This is a genomic window from Streptomyces sp. CG4 (genome assembly GCF_041080655.1).
GTDB lineage: Bacteria > Actinomycetota > Actinomycetes > Streptomycetales > Streptomycetaceae > Streptomyces.
Genome location: NZ_CP163525.1, coordinates 6296416 through 6310418, shown reverse-complemented (window position 1 = coordinate 6310418; position 14003 = coordinate 6296416). Strand labels below are relative to the sequence as shown.

General features: G+C 66.5%; 20 protein-coding genes. 15 read left to right on the top strand and 5 right to left on the bottom strand.

Going from position 1 to position 14003, the window contains the following annotated elements; translation table 11 throughout:
* Positions 1-108 precede the first annotated feature (108 nt).
* Positions 109-603: an HAD domain-containing protein gene (locus AB5L52_RS28805; RefSeq protein WP_369367035.1), complete on the top strand. Its 495-nt coding sequence runs from the start codon at positions 109-111 to the stop codon at positions 601-603.
* On the opposite strand, the gene AB5L52_RS28800 is transcribed toward AB5L52_RS28805, so the two are convergent.
* The gene (locus AB5L52_RS28800; RefSeq protein ID WP_369367033.1) at positions 600-1355 is read right to left on the bottom strand and encodes a GntR family transcriptional regulator; all 756 of its coding nucleotides are present in this window, start codon (positions 1353-1355) and stop codon (positions 600-602) included. The genes AB5L52_RS28805 and AB5L52_RS28800 overlap by 4 nt on opposite strands.
* 79 nt (positions 1356-1434) lie before the next feature.
* Here AB5L52_RS28800 and AB5L52_RS28795 point away from each other — a divergent pair, with 79 nt between their 5' ends.
* From AB5L52_RS28795 to AB5L52_RS28780, 4 genes are all read left to right on the top strand, one after another.
* The gene (locus AB5L52_RS28795; protein WP_369367032.1) at positions 1435-1719 is read left to right on the top strand and encodes a hypothetical protein; all 285 of its coding nucleotides are present in this window, start codon (positions 1435-1437) and stop codon (positions 1717-1719) included.
* A 516-nt stretch (positions 1720-2235) separates the two neighbouring features.
* Entirely contained in the window at positions 2236-2460 is a 225-nt protein-coding gene (locus AB5L52_RS28790) for a hypothetical protein (protein WP_369367031.1), read from the top strand.
* Positions 2461-2468: 8 nt separating this feature from the next.
* Positions 2469-3200 carry a GntR family transcriptional regulator gene (locus AB5L52_RS28785; RefSeq protein WP_369367030.1) on the top strand — a complete coding sequence of 244 codons (732 nt, stop codon included), beginning with the start codon at positions 2469-2471 and terminating at the stop codon, positions 3198-3200.
* Positions 3197-3499, top strand: coding sequence for a hypothetical protein (locus AB5L52_RS28780; protein ID WP_369367029.1), 303 nt, complete (start codon positions 3197-3199; stop codon positions 3497-3499). Before AB5L52_RS28785 ends, AB5L52_RS28780 begins: the two co-directional genes overlap by 4 nt.
* Before the next feature lie 479 nt (positions 3500-3978).
* Here the strand turns inward: AB5L52_RS28780 and AB5L52_RS28775 are convergent, their stop codons facing one another.
* The 4 genes from AB5L52_RS28775 to AB5L52_RS28760 form a co-directional block, all read right to left on the bottom strand.
* Complete coding sequence (locus AB5L52_RS28775; protein WP_369367028.1) at positions 3979-4821, bottom strand: hypothetical protein; 843 nt, start codon at positions 4819-4821, stop codon at positions 3979-3981.
* A gap of 10 nt (positions 4822-4831) precedes the next feature.
* Entirely contained in the window at positions 4832-5710 is an 879-nt protein-coding gene (locus AB5L52_RS28770) for a DNA adenine methylase (protein ID WP_369367027.1), read from the bottom strand.
* On the bottom strand, positions 5707-7056 hold the full coding sequence (locus tag AB5L52_RS28765) for a hypothetical protein (RefSeq protein WP_369367026.1): 1350 nt from the start codon (positions 7054-7056) through the stop codon (positions 5707-5709). The genes AB5L52_RS28770 and AB5L52_RS28765 overlap by 4 nt, the downstream gene beginning before the upstream one ends.
* Before the next feature lie 430 nt (positions 7057-7486).
* Entirely contained in the window at positions 7487-7951 is a 465-nt protein-coding gene (locus tag AB5L52_RS28760) for an NUDIX hydrolase (RefSeq protein ID WP_369367025.1), read from the bottom strand.
* Positions 7952-7969: 18 nt separating this feature from the next.
* Between AB5L52_RS28760 and AB5L52_RS28755 the strand changes: the two genes are divergently transcribed.
* The 10 genes from AB5L52_RS28755 to repSA all read left to right on the top strand — a co-directional run bounded on the left by AB5L52_RS28755 (position 7970) and on the right by repSA (position 14002).
* Entirely contained in the window at positions 7970-8749 is a 780-nt protein-coding gene (locus AB5L52_RS28755) for a GntR family transcriptional regulator (RefSeq protein ID WP_369367024.1), read from the top strand.
* Positions 8750-8887: 138 nt separating this feature from the next.
* Positions 8888-9244 carry a hypothetical protein gene (locus AB5L52_RS28750; RefSeq protein WP_369367023.1) on the top strand — a complete coding sequence of 119 codons (357 nt, stop codon included), beginning with the start codon at positions 8888-8890 and terminating at the stop codon, positions 9242-9244.
* Positions 9245-9246: 2 nt separating this feature from the next.
* A complete protein-coding gene (locus AB5L52_RS28745) occupies positions 9247-10602 on the top strand; it encodes an FtsK/SpoIIIE domain-containing protein (RefSeq protein WP_369367022.1) in 1356 nt (451 codons plus the stop codon).
* Positions 10603-10687: 85 nt separating this feature from the next.
* Complete coding sequence (locus AB5L52_RS28740) at positions 10688-10906, top strand: hypothetical protein (protein ID WP_369367021.1); 219 nt, start codon at positions 10688-10690, stop codon at positions 10904-10906.
* Positions 10906-11580, top strand: a complete 675-nt coding sequence (locus AB5L52_RS28735; RefSeq protein ID WP_369367019.1) for a DUF2637 domain-containing protein — start codon at positions 10906-10908, stop codon at positions 11578-11580. The genes AB5L52_RS28740 and AB5L52_RS28735 overlap by 1 nt, the downstream gene beginning before the upstream one ends.
* 20 nt (positions 11581-11600) lie before the next feature.
* Positions 11601-11795 (top strand): hypothetical protein, encoded by a 195-nt coding sequence (locus tag AB5L52_RS28730; protein ID WP_071384853.1) that lies wholly within the window; start codon positions 11601-11603, stop codon positions 11793-11795.
* Position 11796: 1 nt separating this feature from the next.
* Positions 11797-11988: a mobile element transfer protein gene (locus AB5L52_RS28725; protein ID WP_369367017.1), complete on the top strand. Its 192-nt coding sequence runs from the start codon at positions 11797-11799 to the stop codon at positions 11986-11988.
* A gap of 12 nt (positions 11989-12000) precedes the next feature.
* Positions 12001-12156, top strand: coding sequence for a hypothetical protein (locus AB5L52_RS28720; RefSeq protein WP_107069211.1), 156 nt, complete (start codon positions 12001-12003; stop codon positions 12154-12156).
* A gap of 24 nt (positions 12157-12180) precedes the next feature.
* A complete protein-coding gene (locus AB5L52_RS28715; protein ID WP_071384855.1) occupies positions 12181-12498 on the top strand; it encodes a SpdD-like protein in 318 nt (105 codons plus the stop codon).
* A gap of 127 nt (positions 12499-12625) precedes the next feature.
* The gene (repSA, locus tag AB5L52_RS28710; protein ID WP_369367014.1) at positions 12626-14002 is read left to right on the top strand and encodes a replication initiator protein RepSA; all 1377 of its coding nucleotides are present in this window, start codon (positions 12626-12628) and stop codon (positions 14000-14002) included.
* The last annotated feature ends 1 nt before the right edge of the window (position 14003 follow it).

The window sequence follows — 14003 nt, the reverse complement described above, 5'->3', positions numbered from 1 at the left end:
GTCTGTCACTGTCGGTCGCTGCCGAGTGCCCTCGGGCACCCTCGCACGGCCCAGAGACGGCCCGGGAAGTCGGGTCCCCTCACTGCTCCGCGGGGCTATCGTGCCGCTGTGACCAGCGCAGCGGAGCGCCCCATCCTCTTCCTCGACGTCGACGGCCCACTCATCCCGTTCGGGGCGTCGTACGGCTCCTCGACGCCGGTCGACCGGGGGAACCCGCTGCTTGATCGGCTCGATCCCGGGATCGGAGCACGTCTGCTGGCCTTGGGCTGTCGTCTCGCTTGGGCCACGACGTGGATGGAGGAGGCGAACGAAGTCGTCGCCCCGCGCCTCGGACTGCCGAAGCTGCCTGTGGTGGAGTGGCCGGACACCGGCGCCGACGAGGGACCGCGCGGCCTGCACTGGAAGACTCGCCCCTTGGTCGAGTGGGCCGACGGTCGACCGTTCATCTGGGTCGACGACGAAATCAGCGCCATGGATCGCTTGTGGGTCGCTGCGCAACACCCTGGGGCGTCGCTGCTTCATCGCGTCGACCCGGCCAAAGGCCTCGTAGATGCCGACTTCTCCGCGCTCGCCGATTGGCTCGCTACTGAGGGCGCCGACTAACGGTTGATCGGGATCTCGTACACGATCTCGCAGTGCGCGGCGGGCACCACGATGTCCGCCGTCTCCACGGGCCGCCCCTGGTCGCTGTAGTACGTCCGCCGGATGTGCGTGACGAGCGCGGCCTTCTGGATGCCGAGCATCGACGCCTCCTCGGCCGTCGCCTGCCGCGGCTCGGGCTGCTCCACGGCATGGCTGACCGTGACGCCGATCGCGGCCATGCGGTTCACGACACCCGCCCCGGCGTGCGGCCCACCCTCGGGGAGGACGATGAGAGTGCCAGCGGTGAGGTCGTACGGCTCCCAGCTCGTGGACAGCTGCACCGGCCTGCCATCCGCCAAGAACTCGTACGTCGTCCGGACGCACAGATCGCTCTCGGCAATGCCGAGCCGGGCCGCAATGGCTGCCGGAGCCGGCACCTTGGCATCGGTCCGACTCTCCCAATCACCTTGCCTGCCCACGGCCCTCATATCCGCGCGGAACGGCGATCCACTGGGCTGCTCCCGGGCCGATGACCGGACGACCCGGACCCGCTGCCGGGGCTCGGCGACGTACGTGCCCGATCCGGCCCGCCCCTCCAGCACACCCTGGGAGATCAGCAGCTCCTGCGCGCGACGGACGACGTTCTCGCCCACGCCGCACTCCTGGCCGATCTGGGCGCGAGAGGGCAGACGGTCCCCCGGCTCCCACGCATGCTCCGCGATCCGCCGCCGGAGTTCGTCGGCGATGCGGAGATAGGGCGGCTGCTCAGGCATATGGAAAATCTAGTCCACTAGCTCTAATCTAGTTAACTAGCTTCACCGAACGTGATTGCCGCTTGACGGAGGCTGCCCTGTGCCCGCTTCGGGAGTTAGCGCGGCGGCCATCGCTGCCCGGCTGTCCGCCGTCGGGCTCGTCGCGCGCGTGGAGGAGCACGACCGGTACTCGTCGGTCGAAGCGGAAGTGCCGGACTCGCTCTCCGCCGATTTATGGCGGGAGGCCCTGGAAGCAGTGGCAGAAGCCGATCGGTTCGGCCTCGTCGCCACCAGCCTGAACGGCCGCACCCTCTGGGCGGTCGTACGCAAAGCGGTCCCCACGACGGGCGATGTCGGGGGACCTGCCATCAGCGATAGGAGCTGAGTAGCGTGCTCAACCGTATCCGCCGTGCCGTCTCGCTCACCAGAGCGCGGTACTTCCCCAGGGGCAGGCACCGCCGCCCCTTAACGCCCTTCCGGTCGCCGGCCGCACGCGCCCTCCGTGCGTCCGCTGACGCGCCGACGGTCGTCCTGGGCCGGGCCTCCGGCATCGCGAACCACCGACACCCGCTCAGAGGTGAGGAAAACGCGCTCGTCCGCCCGTACGTGCTGGCTCGGGAGGAACGAGTACGTCCGCGCCCGGTGGTCGTCGCTTCCCACCTGCCGGCTGAAGTCTGGTCGGCCCTGGCGGGGGTCCACTGATGCCTTCCCGCCAACAGCCCCGCGTCGAGGACGCCTCGGCTGCCTCCTACCGATCGACCGCGTGCCGGATCGGTACACACCCCGCTTGCGCGGAGTCCTCCGCCGCCCCGGCACCGGTCGACCTGCCGGTTGTCTACGAGAAATGCGACTGCCCATGCCACTCGACATACGACCAGTCCACGCCCGGGGAGGTACAGCGGTGAACGCTCCCGTTCCCGGCGGCGCGCTGGTATCCAACGTGGAGGTCACCGCGACCACTGTTCAGCGCGGCGACATCATCCAGGTCGGCGGCCGGGCATGCCGCGTGGGCAACCTCTTCCAACTGTCCAACGGCGCCAAGCAACTCCTCTTCGAGTCGGGCGAGCTGCTGACCATACACACGCGAACCCGGCTCGCCGCCGTGCGGATGATGAGAAGGCGGTGATCGGGTCCATGGCCGCACGCCATCACGACATCGCCGATGACCTACGGCACCAGATCACGACCGGTCACATCAAGCCCGGCGAACGCCTTCCGCCCGAGTCCGGGTTGGCCGGCCAATACAAGGTCAGTACGGCGACGCTGCGGCGCGCTCTCGGGGCACTTCAGGGCGAGGGCCTCGTCGAGAAGATCCACGGCAAGGGCAACTTCGTTCGCCGCCCCCTCCGCAAGATCGCATACGTCGGCGGATGGGGCACGCTGGACCCTCGGACAGCCGCGGACACTGATCTGCGCGTCACGGTCCGCACCACCGCAATGGGCGCGCGCGGAGAGCTGACAGCCCTGCTGCGCGTCCCGAACGGCAGCCCACTGACCGAATTCCTCTGCCTCAGCTACGAGGGAGAGTCCCCGCACAGCATGGCCCGCATCTACGTCCCGCACGAGATGACATCGCCCGCAGCGCTCGGCGACGGACTCTCCTGTGCACGGGCAGAAGCGAGCTTCCCCGTGCTCCGCCCTCCGCCGGCAGAGATCCGGGAGACAGTCTCCGCCCGCCTCCCGACGCCAGAAGAGACGTCGGCCCTCCGCATCAGTTCAGCTCTTGCGGTCCTCGCGATCACACGCGTTGCAGCCGACACGACCGGGCGAGTCGTCGAGGCCGCCCTCCTGGTGTTCCCCGGGGACCGCGTCGACGCGGTTTTCACCACCCACCACATGATCAGTGAGAGGAAGACGCAAGGATGACGGCACGGAACGAACTCCGGCTCCTCCCGTGGTCGGGTCGGGAGGGCAAACCCTGCTACCTCAGCACCGATGACGGGGACGGCCATATGTCCCGCCTGGCGGACAACATCGAGGCGGTACAACTGGGTATGGCCGCGGAACTGTTGGACCAGGCATCGGAAACCCTCGGCGGCAAAGACTCGGGACCTGAAGAGGTACGCCTCCTGGCGGACAAGCTGACTGGATCTCTGCGGGACGTACTCCGCGTAGCGATCAGCCGTGGCCACCTCCTGGCGGCAAGCGAACCTCGCCGCTTCTGAAGCCAACGGCGTCTGCCAACCACCGTGTTCCACCTTTGCAGGGAGACGAGCCCGGTCATCCGCCCGGGTTCTTCTCTCTCGCGTTATGCCACCTGACCGATGCGCGGCGCTCTGCCCAACCGTCTGAGCTTCAGCTCACACAGCCAGACACAACGGATGGTGTGCCACCGACCATGCGCGCTGGGCCCGGCTACGCCTCCCCACCAGGCTCCCGCTGCGGCCACAGACAACCGAATCAACGTCGTCAGACGTGGTCTCATGAACTTCGAGCAGCGCTACGGGGTGTTCAACGTCACTGCAACACAGTCGACTTGAGGGCCGACCAGCTTGTAGCAACGTCTGCTATTCTGCTTGTAGTGAAGGGATGCGAGGCCCAAGAAGCCCACTGCGGTTCACGACCGCTGGCATCCACAGAAGAGGGAGGTCCGGGTTCGAGTCCCGGCGGGTAGCTTAACTGGAAGAGCGCCCTCTTTTCACTTTTACCATCCTGCTCTCTGCATTGCTGAGACCGTCTCGGCTTCGGTCAGATTGAGCGCCTGGTAATAACTTTGGAGAAAACCACTCAACTTTCTTTTTCGCTGCGCTATGTGGACCAACCGTGGATGTTCGGCGATGAAATCTTCAAGCGCAACATCGGCCCATGTGTCGCGCGAAAGACTCCCCATGAGCGCAAAGTTCATTTCCTGCGATATTCGCTTTGTCACCGCTAGCGCTAGAACTAGCCCCCCGTGAGAGAAGGTGACGGGAACGCCGAGCTGAACGCGAGTGGCCGGGTGTTCGCCGGTTACTTTCACCCACTGCGCAAGCGCCCCAGAAGATAGGCTGTTGGCCGCCGCGACAAGACCTTGTTTCGGCTTCCCACCTGCGTGAATCACCGCGTTACGCATGCGTCGAATAAGGTGGAATTGTTCTATGGAATCACTTGGGAGCCGCTTACCAGTCTTCCTCTCAAAAAGTCTATGCATGGACGATGCGTTCGCACTTTGAATTTCCGCCGACGTAATTTGGCTATCCCTAAGCAGGAGATCGAAGCATGTCTTAACGAAGTCCTCGTGAATGGCGAGAGCGTAGGGCACAGCCATAGCACCTAGGTGCTGCTCAGCTTGAGAAAGCAGCGTGCGGGCATTCGCCGTCGTCAGATTCATGCGTCGAATATGAGGTACCGCAGGGAATATTTCGGGCAGAAGGCGAGTACTGCCATCAGTCAGGCGCAGCGTATTCTCCGCAAGCCGGGATCCTGCCAGCAATGCCATCATGGCATCACTCGCCCTGACCCTTTCCTGGTCGTACGCCCGATATTCAGGAAAGTGTACGATCGTCAAACTTACCCCCTCAGACTGTTAGCCAAAGATAGTCATTCTTGCCGATAACGCCATCAAATTCTGGAACGTGCAAATCTTTACTGAAAACGGCGTACTCGACCCCCAGATGACGCACCTGCGCACTATGCGATATCTCGAACTGCATGCACCGGTGATCTGGGTACAGGCTTTCCGTGATACGGCTCTCGGCATCATAAGTCAGGAACCATTTAATGGGGCTTCCAGACAGAACCGAGGATAGTTCAGTGTGGTCTTCCGAGCTGAGGGAATCCATGTAGAGGCGATCGCCCTGGACCAAGTAGGGAGGGTCCACATACGCCAAGACGTTCTCACCCAGGGCTTCCAGGTCTTGAATATGCTGCCGACCGTCTTGCTGCGACAAGGAGACACTGTCCCGATACGATCCAAGCAGCTCTATACGCTCCGCCAACCCTTCGCGGTTGAAGCGCGCGTCGATCTTCCACTTACCCTTCTGCTCGTAACCGCCGATGGGACGGGCACGAAGGATCCCTGATCGGTTGCATCGGTTCAAGAAGAACGTTGCGAATCCTAGATCGAGATCATCTTTCCCTAGGGGACTAGCGTACGTATTTGCGGCCCTACGCCAGCTGTCGATCGTCACCTCGGCGGCGCGCACCAACTCTGCGAACTCACTGGTCATGGTGAAGACACACCGCCAGAAGGCGGCGATCCCCGGGTCCGCATCATTCAGATGTATGTGATCTACGGTGCCGTCGGTGAGAAGCTTAAGTGCAGCGCCGGCGCCTCCACAGAACGGCTCCGAGTAGTGGGTCGGTCGGGGGTGCTGGGAGTCAATTAGGTGTTTGATATATCCGGCTAGGCGAGCCTTTCCACCGGGGTAACGGAGGGGGCTGATGTATCTCGTCATTTGGGATTTTCTCCCAAATACTCATCCAGCTTTAGGAGCATGGGTGTGTAAACCACACTGAGTGTCGTGATATCCACGATCATGGGGTGGACGTCCCATTGATGCATGAAACTGTGTAGATTTTTAACAGACAAAGCACCGTCGTTCTGAGACATCCTGCGGGCTTCGTCGAGCTTCCTGTCCGCATTTTCCGGGTCGATATGGCGTAGAGCAACACCGATTCGATCCCGCAACTTGTCTTGCCGTCGACGCCATCCTTGTGTTTCTGCTGCCTCTGTTACGGCGATGTCGATGACAGCGCGGATCATAATGGCTGCAACGTTCGGAGAGTCGGCGATGACAATCTTCTTCGCCTCGTTAAGAACCTTGGCCGTTCGAGGACTGATATTCCTCATTACGACATTTTGAAAGACGCGCTTGTCTTGCTGAGGCCTATTGGGCACCGAAGATGTTGGACGGGCAGGCGCGGAGGGTTGACTCGGCGCCTGAACAGTTACTGGGGGACCCGCTGATTTTTGCTTTGGCACAAAGCGGGGCTGAGTCAGACGCTGCGAGTTCTGCGGAAGATCGTCTTTGATGGCGCCGAGATACTCGCTTCGCTGGTCTTTGCTCTTGACCCGGGACACCGAAAGATGAGTTGCCAAGTCAGAGAACAGGCGTCGCACCGAGTTATGCATTGCTTCCGGCTCATACTCGGCCAGGATCCCGTCATCCCGGAAGTCGAACCCCAAGGAATTCCTGACTTTAGGGTCGGAGAGCAGGCGAGCGAGCGTAGTGAGTCGCGTCGAGCGAACAATCTCTATGTCCTGCAACAACTTCTCGTCGGCGCTGTACCATTCCGAGACTTGCTGCATAAAGCGCAACGCTTTTTCGGTAGGGGTTTTCTTCTCCGCGAACCGCGTCTTCTGCTCAGTCGTCCAAGGCTGGATTCCGACACCCTCGTTTTCCCCGGTGTGCCTGAGAGTGATCCAGTGGCGCGCCTCTTCCCTGCTTTCTGCCACTACACAGCGTACGGACTGGGGGTATGAATGACGGCGCGCAGCAATTGCGAACATTTGCCGAATGCGCGACTCTTCCACCAAGGACGGATCGGCTAGCGCCTTGAGCGCAGCGATTCTACGATTTCCCTCGATAACGATTGCGTGACCGTCTTCATAAACTACAATGGGGAATTCAGTGGGATTGACTCCCTTTTGGGCGATGTCTTGAGCCAGCCGCAGTAGCTTCTCGGGGTCCTTCCCAAGCAGAGCTGCGATGGCTTCGCGTGTCGTTGGTGTCGGCACAGCATGCCGAGGGTTGTTACCGTCCAGTCTTAAGTCCGCCACCGCGAAGTCCCTCTGCTCCATGGGGAGATGATCTCATCGCGGAGCCGTTGTGTGGTAGCGGTCTTCAAAGATCACTGTGGACACGAGGTCGAACAGCCGGTCGGTGGAACGGGTTTGGCCGGTGGCCTGCCCGGTCTGGGGTCGAGCGTGATCAGGGGGCCGTACGCTGGCCAGCAACTCGGGCAGGCTTTGGGCCTGACCGCAATGTGCACGAGTGGCCCCCTGGTCTTGCTCGACGCGGGACCCGGACCGGGGAGGTGGCTAAAGCCGTGGAGCCGACCGGCCCCAGCCACGACGTACCCCTTCTCTGACATCAAGCGGCTGCTTGCTGTGCCCGCGGCCCGGGCGCCGGCCGGGCTGGAGCGGGGCGGAGACAGGAGCGCAGGCCCGGCCGGGGGCCGGGCCGCGCGCGGTGAGCGGAGCGAGCCGCCTTGATGAAGGAGAGAAGGTCTTATCCCGCTGGGATGAGGCGCTTGCCGTCGTGGCTGCGTACGTGGGGGCCGTTGCCGTCCAGGGCGTCCAGGAGCCTGACTGCGAAGACCTCGGCCATGCGCTCGCTGACCTCGTCGGGTGTGAGCCAGGAAACGGCTGTGGACTCGCTTGAGGTGCGTTCGGTGCCGCCGGAGGGCTTGCAGCGGAAGACCAGGGCCACGATGCCGCGGGTGAGGTTCTTGTAGACGCCGGTAAGTTCGTCGACCTCGACGTGGATGCCTGTCTCTTCCAGGACCTCGCGGGCTACGCCGGCCTCAGGGGTCTCGGTGAGTTCAAGGATGCCGCCCGGGAGTTCCCAGGTGCCGTTGTCGGCTCGGCGGATCGCCAGGAGGCGGCCGTCCTCGCGCACCACTACTCCGGCCACGGATACGGAGTGCAGGGGGGAGGGTGACGCTTCCTGTGCTTGACTCATGTAGAGGAGCATAGGAGGCAGAGAAGGACTATGGGAACTGCGGCTGGAGGGGTCGGATCCGGGCCTCGGTACGTGCAGATCGCGGATGAGATCGTGCAGCAGATCCGGGCGGGGGTCCTGAAGCCTGGTGACATGGTGCCGAGTGAGTCTGAGCTGGTGGACCGCTATGGCGTGTCCGGCGGGACGATTCGTAAGGCCATGGTCGAGGTGCGGGCGAGTGGGCTGGTCGAGACCCGGCACGGCAAGGGCTCGATCGTGAAGAGCCGGCCTCCCGTGCGGCACCGCTCCTCCGATCGCTTCCGGCGTTCGCTCCGGCAGGGTGGGCAGGCGGCCTACCTCGCGGAGTCCGCGCAGTCCGGTGCGGCTGCCAAGGTCAGCGTTCTCTACATCGGGCCCATGGAGGCGCCCGAGGATGCCGCCCAGCGCCTGGGCGTCCCGGTCGGTGCGCAGGTGCTGGCTCGTCGGCGCCTGTACTTCCGTAACGGCACCCCGGTCGAGACGGCGACGTCGTACCTGCCGTGGGACGTCGTGAAGGAGATTCCGGAGCTGTTCGCCGAGAACCCCGGCGGCGGTGGCATCTACGCCCGACTCGAAGACCACGGGCACGAGTTCGTGGAGTTCGTCGAGACGTTGCAGGCGCGGCCGGCCTCGAAGGCGGAGGCCTCGGAGCTGGCGCTGAGTCCGGGTGCGCCGGTGGTTCATCTGATCCGTGAGGCCCGTACGACCGAGGGTCTCGTGGTCGAGGTGTGCGACACCCTCATGGCCGCTGACCAGTTCGTTTTCGAGTACAGGATCCCTGCCGCCGACTGACGCCCGCTCAACTTCCTGCAACCCGTCGTGAGTTCTTCTTCGCGGCGGGTTGACTCATGTACAGGAGTGAGGCACTCTTCTTCATGTCACTCATGTACATGAGTGACGGAGTCCAGCATCTATAGAGGAGTGATCTCTGTGCGTCAGATTCCCGTCGACACCGCCGGAGCGGTCGTGATGGTCGCCAAGTCCCCGCAGGTCAAGGTGCGTGACCGCCGTACCGGCGAGATCGCCACCGACACCGAGACCGGGGCGAAGCTGATGACGGTCGACGTGATGTTCGCGGCGAACGAGGAGGTGGAGATCCTCTCCATCACCGTCCCGGAGCCCGGCATCACCGGCGAGCTGGCCATGGGCACGCCGGTCGCGCTCACCGGACTGATCGCCCGGCCCTGGGAGAACGACTTCAACGGCCAGAAGCGGCACGGCATCGCGTTCCGCGCGGTCGCGGTCACCTCGCTCGCCAACGCCGCCGCAGGACCCAAGGCGGCCTGATCATGACCGGCTTCACGGTCGCCCTGGTGCTGGTCGCCGTCGCCGTGGGTCTCCTGCGGTGGCGGCGCCCCGCCTGGTACTGGTTGACCTTCGGGGTCACGCTGGCCGTGGTGCGGGTCCTGGTCCGGTACCGCTCCGTCATGGACGCGTGCGGGTTAACCGTGCCGCCCGCGCGGTGGCGTCTCGCTCTCGCCCGTGCCACCAACCGGCCGATACCGGAGCCCCGTTCCCCGCGCATCCTTCGGCTACGGCCCACTCGCACCGGCCTGGTCCTGCGGCTCAAGCTCCGTCCCGGACAGGACGCCTTCGACGTCGCCGCAGCCTCGGACCGGCTCCGGCACTCGTTCTCGATGTACGGCGTGACCTCGCGGGAGCTGCGCTCCGGCGTCGTAGAGGTGCGGATGACCGGCTACGACGTGCTCAAGCGGGTGCAGATGCCGGCCGAGACCGACGTCCGGCCGATGCGGGTGCCGGTCGCCCTGCGGCAGGACGGCTCGGTCCACTACCGCGACTACCGGGCGATACCCCACGCGCTCACCCTCGGGGCCACGGAGTCCGGCAAGTCCGTCTACCAGCGGAACCTCGTCGCCGGTCTCGCGGCGATGGACGTTGCCCTTGTCGGCATCGACTGCAAGCAGGGGGTTGAACTGTTCCCGTTGGCCCGCCGGTTCTCCGCGTTGGCCGACGATCCCGACACCGCCGCCGAGGTGCTGGACGCGCTCGTGGTCCGGATGGAGGGCATCTATCAGGTCATACGGGCTCAGCAGCGGATCACCGCCGATGTGCCGGACGCGGAGATCGCGGCCGACATCTGGGACCTGCCCGATCACCTGCGCCCGGTCCCGGTCGTGGTCCTGGTCGACGAGGTCGCCGAACTCGCCCTGTACGCCAACAAGGAGGAGGAGAAGCGCCGGGACCGCATCATCACTGCCCTGGTCCGCCTCGCCCAGCTCGGCCGCGCGGCCGGCATCTACCTCGAAATCTGCGGGCAGCGCTTCGGCTCCGAACTCGGCAAGGGCATCACCATGCTCCGCGCCCAGCTCACCGGCCGTACCGCCCACCGCGTCAACGACGAGTCATCCGCCAACATGGCCTTCGGCGACATCGCCCCGGACGCCGTCCTCGCCGCTATCCAGATCCCGGCCGAAATGCGGGGGCTCGCCATCTCGGGCGACTCCTCCGGAGGGTGGCACCGCATCCGTGCTCCGCACACCTCGCTCCGCCAGGCCGTGAACATCTGCAACCGGCACGCCGACCGGACCCCGGACCTGCCTGAGCTGGCTCCGTTCCGGCCCGCCCTCTCCGCCTCCGCCGCCGCTCCCGTGTCGCTGGCCAAGGCTTCCTCAGCCGCCGTCTGATCCTTCTCTGATCCCCACCGGTCGGCGCGACCGCCTTCGCGCCAGGTCCCTACCCCCGCCATGCCCAAAGAAGGGAGACCCCGCCGTGTGCCCGAACTGCGAGGACTTCGCCCGGACCGTGCTCCTCCTCGGCCAACTCGCCTTGTACGCCGACATGGCCGGCGCTGACCTCGACTTCGTGGAAGCCGTCAGCGCGTCCCTCGCCGTCTCGCTGCCCGAGCCGCCGCCCGGCACGTTCCCGCCCGGCACGTTCCCGTCCGGCTACGACCCCGACGGCGGCCCCGCCTACCCCGGCGACTCCTGATGGGTTCCCGTCACGGCCTCCGTGTCGACGCGGTCCTCGTTCAGGCCGTCATCGCCGGTGCCCTGTCCTTCGCCCACCTGCACGACCTGGCCTCCGCTGCCGGACAGAACGGCTGGAAGGCCTGGGCCTACCCAGTCAGTGTCGACCTGCTCATGGTCGCCGCCTGGCGGCGCCTGCGCAGTGAAGGCCCGTCCCGGCTGGCCTGGTGCTGGTTCGTCGTAGCGCTGTTCGCCTCGCTCGGCGCCAACGTCGCCACCGCCGGGTTCCTGGACCTGGCCGACCCGCCCGCTCTGCTCCGCCTCGGCATCGCCGGATGGCCCGCGCTCGCCTTCCTCGGCGGCACGCTCCTCGCGCACTCGTCGGCTGCGGAGTCGGGGCCGGTTCCGCCGGCATCTGTCGCGGACGCGGAGGAGGTCGTGGCTCCGGTCGAGCAGCCGGTTCCGGACGCCGAACGCGCATCGGCAACTGAGCCGGTGCCCGAGTCTGACGCGGCCCCCGCATCTTCGGCCCTGGCCCCTGCTCCTCCGGTCCCCGCCGTCCTGCTCGACCACGCCCGCAAGGTCGCCGACGAGTACCGCACCCGCACCGGATCCCCAATCGACCCCGACACCTTGCGCTCCCGCCTCGGCGTCCCGCCCCACCTCGCCGACGCCATCGCCGCCCACCTCGCCTGACCAGCACGAGAGGAAGACCGGTGACCCATGACCCGGCCGACCTGACCGCCTCCGACTACCTCGACGGCGCCCGCGAGATGGCCGCCGCCAACCGGCCCTTCCTCGCTCACCTGCTCGCCGAGGAAGCCGCCCAGCGCACCGCTGACCCGGCCACCGCCGCCGGTATCCGCGCCAGCTTCCCCGCCCCGGCCACGACCCGAGAGGAGACCGACTGACATGCCAGCCCGCGACCACTTCCACTCCGTGATGCACATCGGCCCGGTGCAGATCGGCACGCACCGCGACCGCCATGGCCAGACCAAGCACGCCGCCGTGTGCACCTCCGACGGCTGCGGCTGGTCCGCCGACTACTCCAGCCAGTCCGCCGCGCAGCTCGCCGCCCGCACGCACCGCTGCCGCATCCGCTAGGAGGTCACCGCCATGCAGGTCCCGCTCTGGTTCGCACTGCTCGTCGTCGGCTACCTCGGCGTCAAGCTCATCCGCCCGCCCGCCTGGCTCATCGCCGTACTCCTGCTCGGCGGCTTCCTCCTCGCCGACAGCGTCCTCGCCCCGGCCATCAACGCCCTCGTCAAGTAGCCCGCCCGCGAGAGGAGACCACCCATGTTCCGCCCGAAGATCCCCACCATGCCCATGCCGACGGGCCTCACCACCCCTCCCGCCGTCATCGAGCCGACCGCCGTCACCCGGCACACAGAGACTCCGCCGGCCGCCACGCCTACTCCGGCGCCGTCCCGGCCCACGGTCCAGCTCACCCCCGGCACCGCCCTCGCCCTCGTCGGCGGCGGCACGGCCGTCGTCCTGGTCCTCGGCGCCGTCCTGGTCTCGCTACTCCTGGCGGTCGCCATCACCGGCGCCTCGGTCGCCGTCTGCGCCGTCGTCCTGCGCTCCCTGCTCGCCTCCGACGCCAAGCGTCGCTGACCGGCACCCGGGCGGCCTCGATACCGCCAAGCATCCGCCGCCCGGGCGCCGTCCCTGTCCGATCTCACAACCGGAAGGAACCCCAAGCATGGCCCACCGCGCCTCACCCGCGACACCGAGTGCGCCCATGCCCGACGCCTTGCTTGACCCGATCACCCTCGGGGACGTGCTCCGGGTGGCCTCGGCCTCCGACTACGCCCGCTGGGAAGACCAGATCCGCCGCACCGGCGGCTGCTCCGACCCCATCCACCTCACCGGCTGGATCCTCCACAAAGACAAGACCACCGGCGAGACCCTGCACCAATACTCCACCGAGAACGAGCCGGGAGGACGCCTCCGCATCGCCTGCGGAAACCGCCGGGCCTCCCGCTGCCCGTCCTGCGCCTGGACCTACGCGGGCGACACCTACCACCTGATCCGCGCCGGCCTGGCCGGAGACGACCGCCGCGACGTCCCCACCACCGTCCGCGATCACCCCCGCGTCTTCGCCACCCTCACGGCCCCCTCGTTCGGCCCGGTCCACAACCGCCCCGACCACGGCTCCTGCCGCTGCGGCACCCCGCACGCCCCCGACGCCCCGGAACTGGGCACCGCCCTCGACCCGGACACCTACGACTACTCAGGCGCCGTGCTGTTCAACAACCACGCCGGACAGCTCTGGCAGCGCTTCACCACCCGACTCCGCCGCGAACTCGCCGCCCGCGCCGGCCTGCCCCGCCGGGAACTCGCCGAACACCTTCGCGTCTCATACGGCAAGGTCGCCGAGTTCCAGAAGCGCGGCGCCCTGCACTTCCACGCCGTCGTACGCCTCGACGGCCCGGAGGGACCCGGAACACCACCGCCCGCCTGGGCCACGATCGACCTCCTCACCGACGCCGTACGTGCCGCCGCAGCGCACTCGTACACATCGGTCTCAGTCCCGGCTGCCGGTGACGAGCCCGCCCGTACCTTCCGCTGGGGCCGACAACTCGACGTCCGCCCGGTCAAGGCCTTCGGCGACGGCTCCGACATCACCGAACAGGCCGTCGCCTCATACGTGGCCAAGTACGCCACCAAGGCCGCCGAGAACACCGGCACCCTCGACCGCCGCATCGGCGAACTCGCCGAACTCGACCGCCACCAGGTCCCCGACCACACCCGACGACTCATCACCGCGTGCCGCGACCTGGACAGCCTCTACCCGGACCGCCGCCTCTGGGCCTGGGCCCACATGCTCGGCTTCCGCGGGCACTTCTCCTCCAAGTCCCGCACCTACTCCATCACCCTCGGCGCCCTCCGCCAGGAACGCGCCGACTACCGCGCCGCCCAGGAAGCCTCCGCCCTCGGCCTCGACGACCGCGAGCCAGACACCGTCCTCGTCCTGGCCGACTGGCAGTACGCCGGCCACGGCCACACCCCGGGCGAAGCCGCCCTCGCCACGACCATCGCCCGCGACCTCCAGACCAACCGCGAGACCGCCCGCGACGCCTTTGCCGACCAGCTGAACGCCGAAAGGGAGTGCTGAC

Bases quoted from the DNA above. Each gene is read 5' to 3' on its own strand.
- AB5L52_RS28735 (WP_369367019.1), top strand. From the start codon at position 10,906: ATGGGTTCCCGTCACGGCCTCCGTGTCGACGCGGTCCTCGTTCAGGCC.
- AB5L52_RS28760 (WP_369367025.1), bottom strand. From the start codon at position 7,951: ATGCTCCTCTACATGAGTCAAGCACAGGAAGCGTCACCCTCCCCCCTG.
- AB5L52_RS28715 (WP_071384855.1), top strand. From the start codon at position 12,181: ATGTTCCGCCCGAAGATCCCCACCATGCCCATGCCGACGGGCCTCACC.
- AB5L52_RS28765 (WP_369367026.1), bottom strand. From the start codon at position 7,056: ATGGAGCAGAGGGACTTCGCGGTGGCGGACTTAAGACTGGACGGTAAC.
- AB5L52_RS28785 (WP_369367030.1), top strand. From the start codon at position 2,469: ATGGCCGCACGCCATCACGACATCGCCGATGACCTACGGCACCAGATC.
- AB5L52_RS28725 (WP_369367017.1), top strand. From the start codon at position 11,797: ATGCCAGCCCGCGACCACTTCCACTCCGTGATGCACATCGGCCCGGTG.
- repSA (WP_369367014.1), top strand. From the start codon at position 12,626: ATGCCCGACGCCTTGCTTGACCCGATCACCCTCGGGGACGTGCTCCGG.
- AB5L52_RS28770 (WP_369367027.1), bottom strand. From the start codon at position 5,710: ATGACGAGATACATCAGCCCCCTCCGTTACCCCGGTGGAAAGGCTCGC.
- AB5L52_RS28745 (WP_369367022.1), top strand. From the start codon at position 9,247: ATGACCGGCTTCACGGTCGCCCTGGTGCTGGTCGCCGTCGCCGTGGGT.
- AB5L52_RS28720 (WP_107069211.1), top strand. From the start codon at position 12,001: ATGCAGGTCCCGCTCTGGTTCGCACTGCTCGTCGTCGGCTACCTCGGC.
- AB5L52_RS28755 (WP_369367024.1), top strand. From the start codon at position 7,970: ATGGGAACTGCGGCTGGAGGGGTCGGATCCGGGCCTCGGTACGTGCAG.
- AB5L52_RS28800 (WP_369367033.1), bottom strand. From the start codon at position 1,355: ATGCCTGAGCAGCCGCCCTATCTCCGCATCGCCGACGAACTCCGGCGG.
- AB5L52_RS28780 (WP_369367029.1), top strand. From the start codon at position 3,197: ATGACGGCACGGAACGAACTCCGGCTCCTCCCGTGGTCGGGTCGGGAG.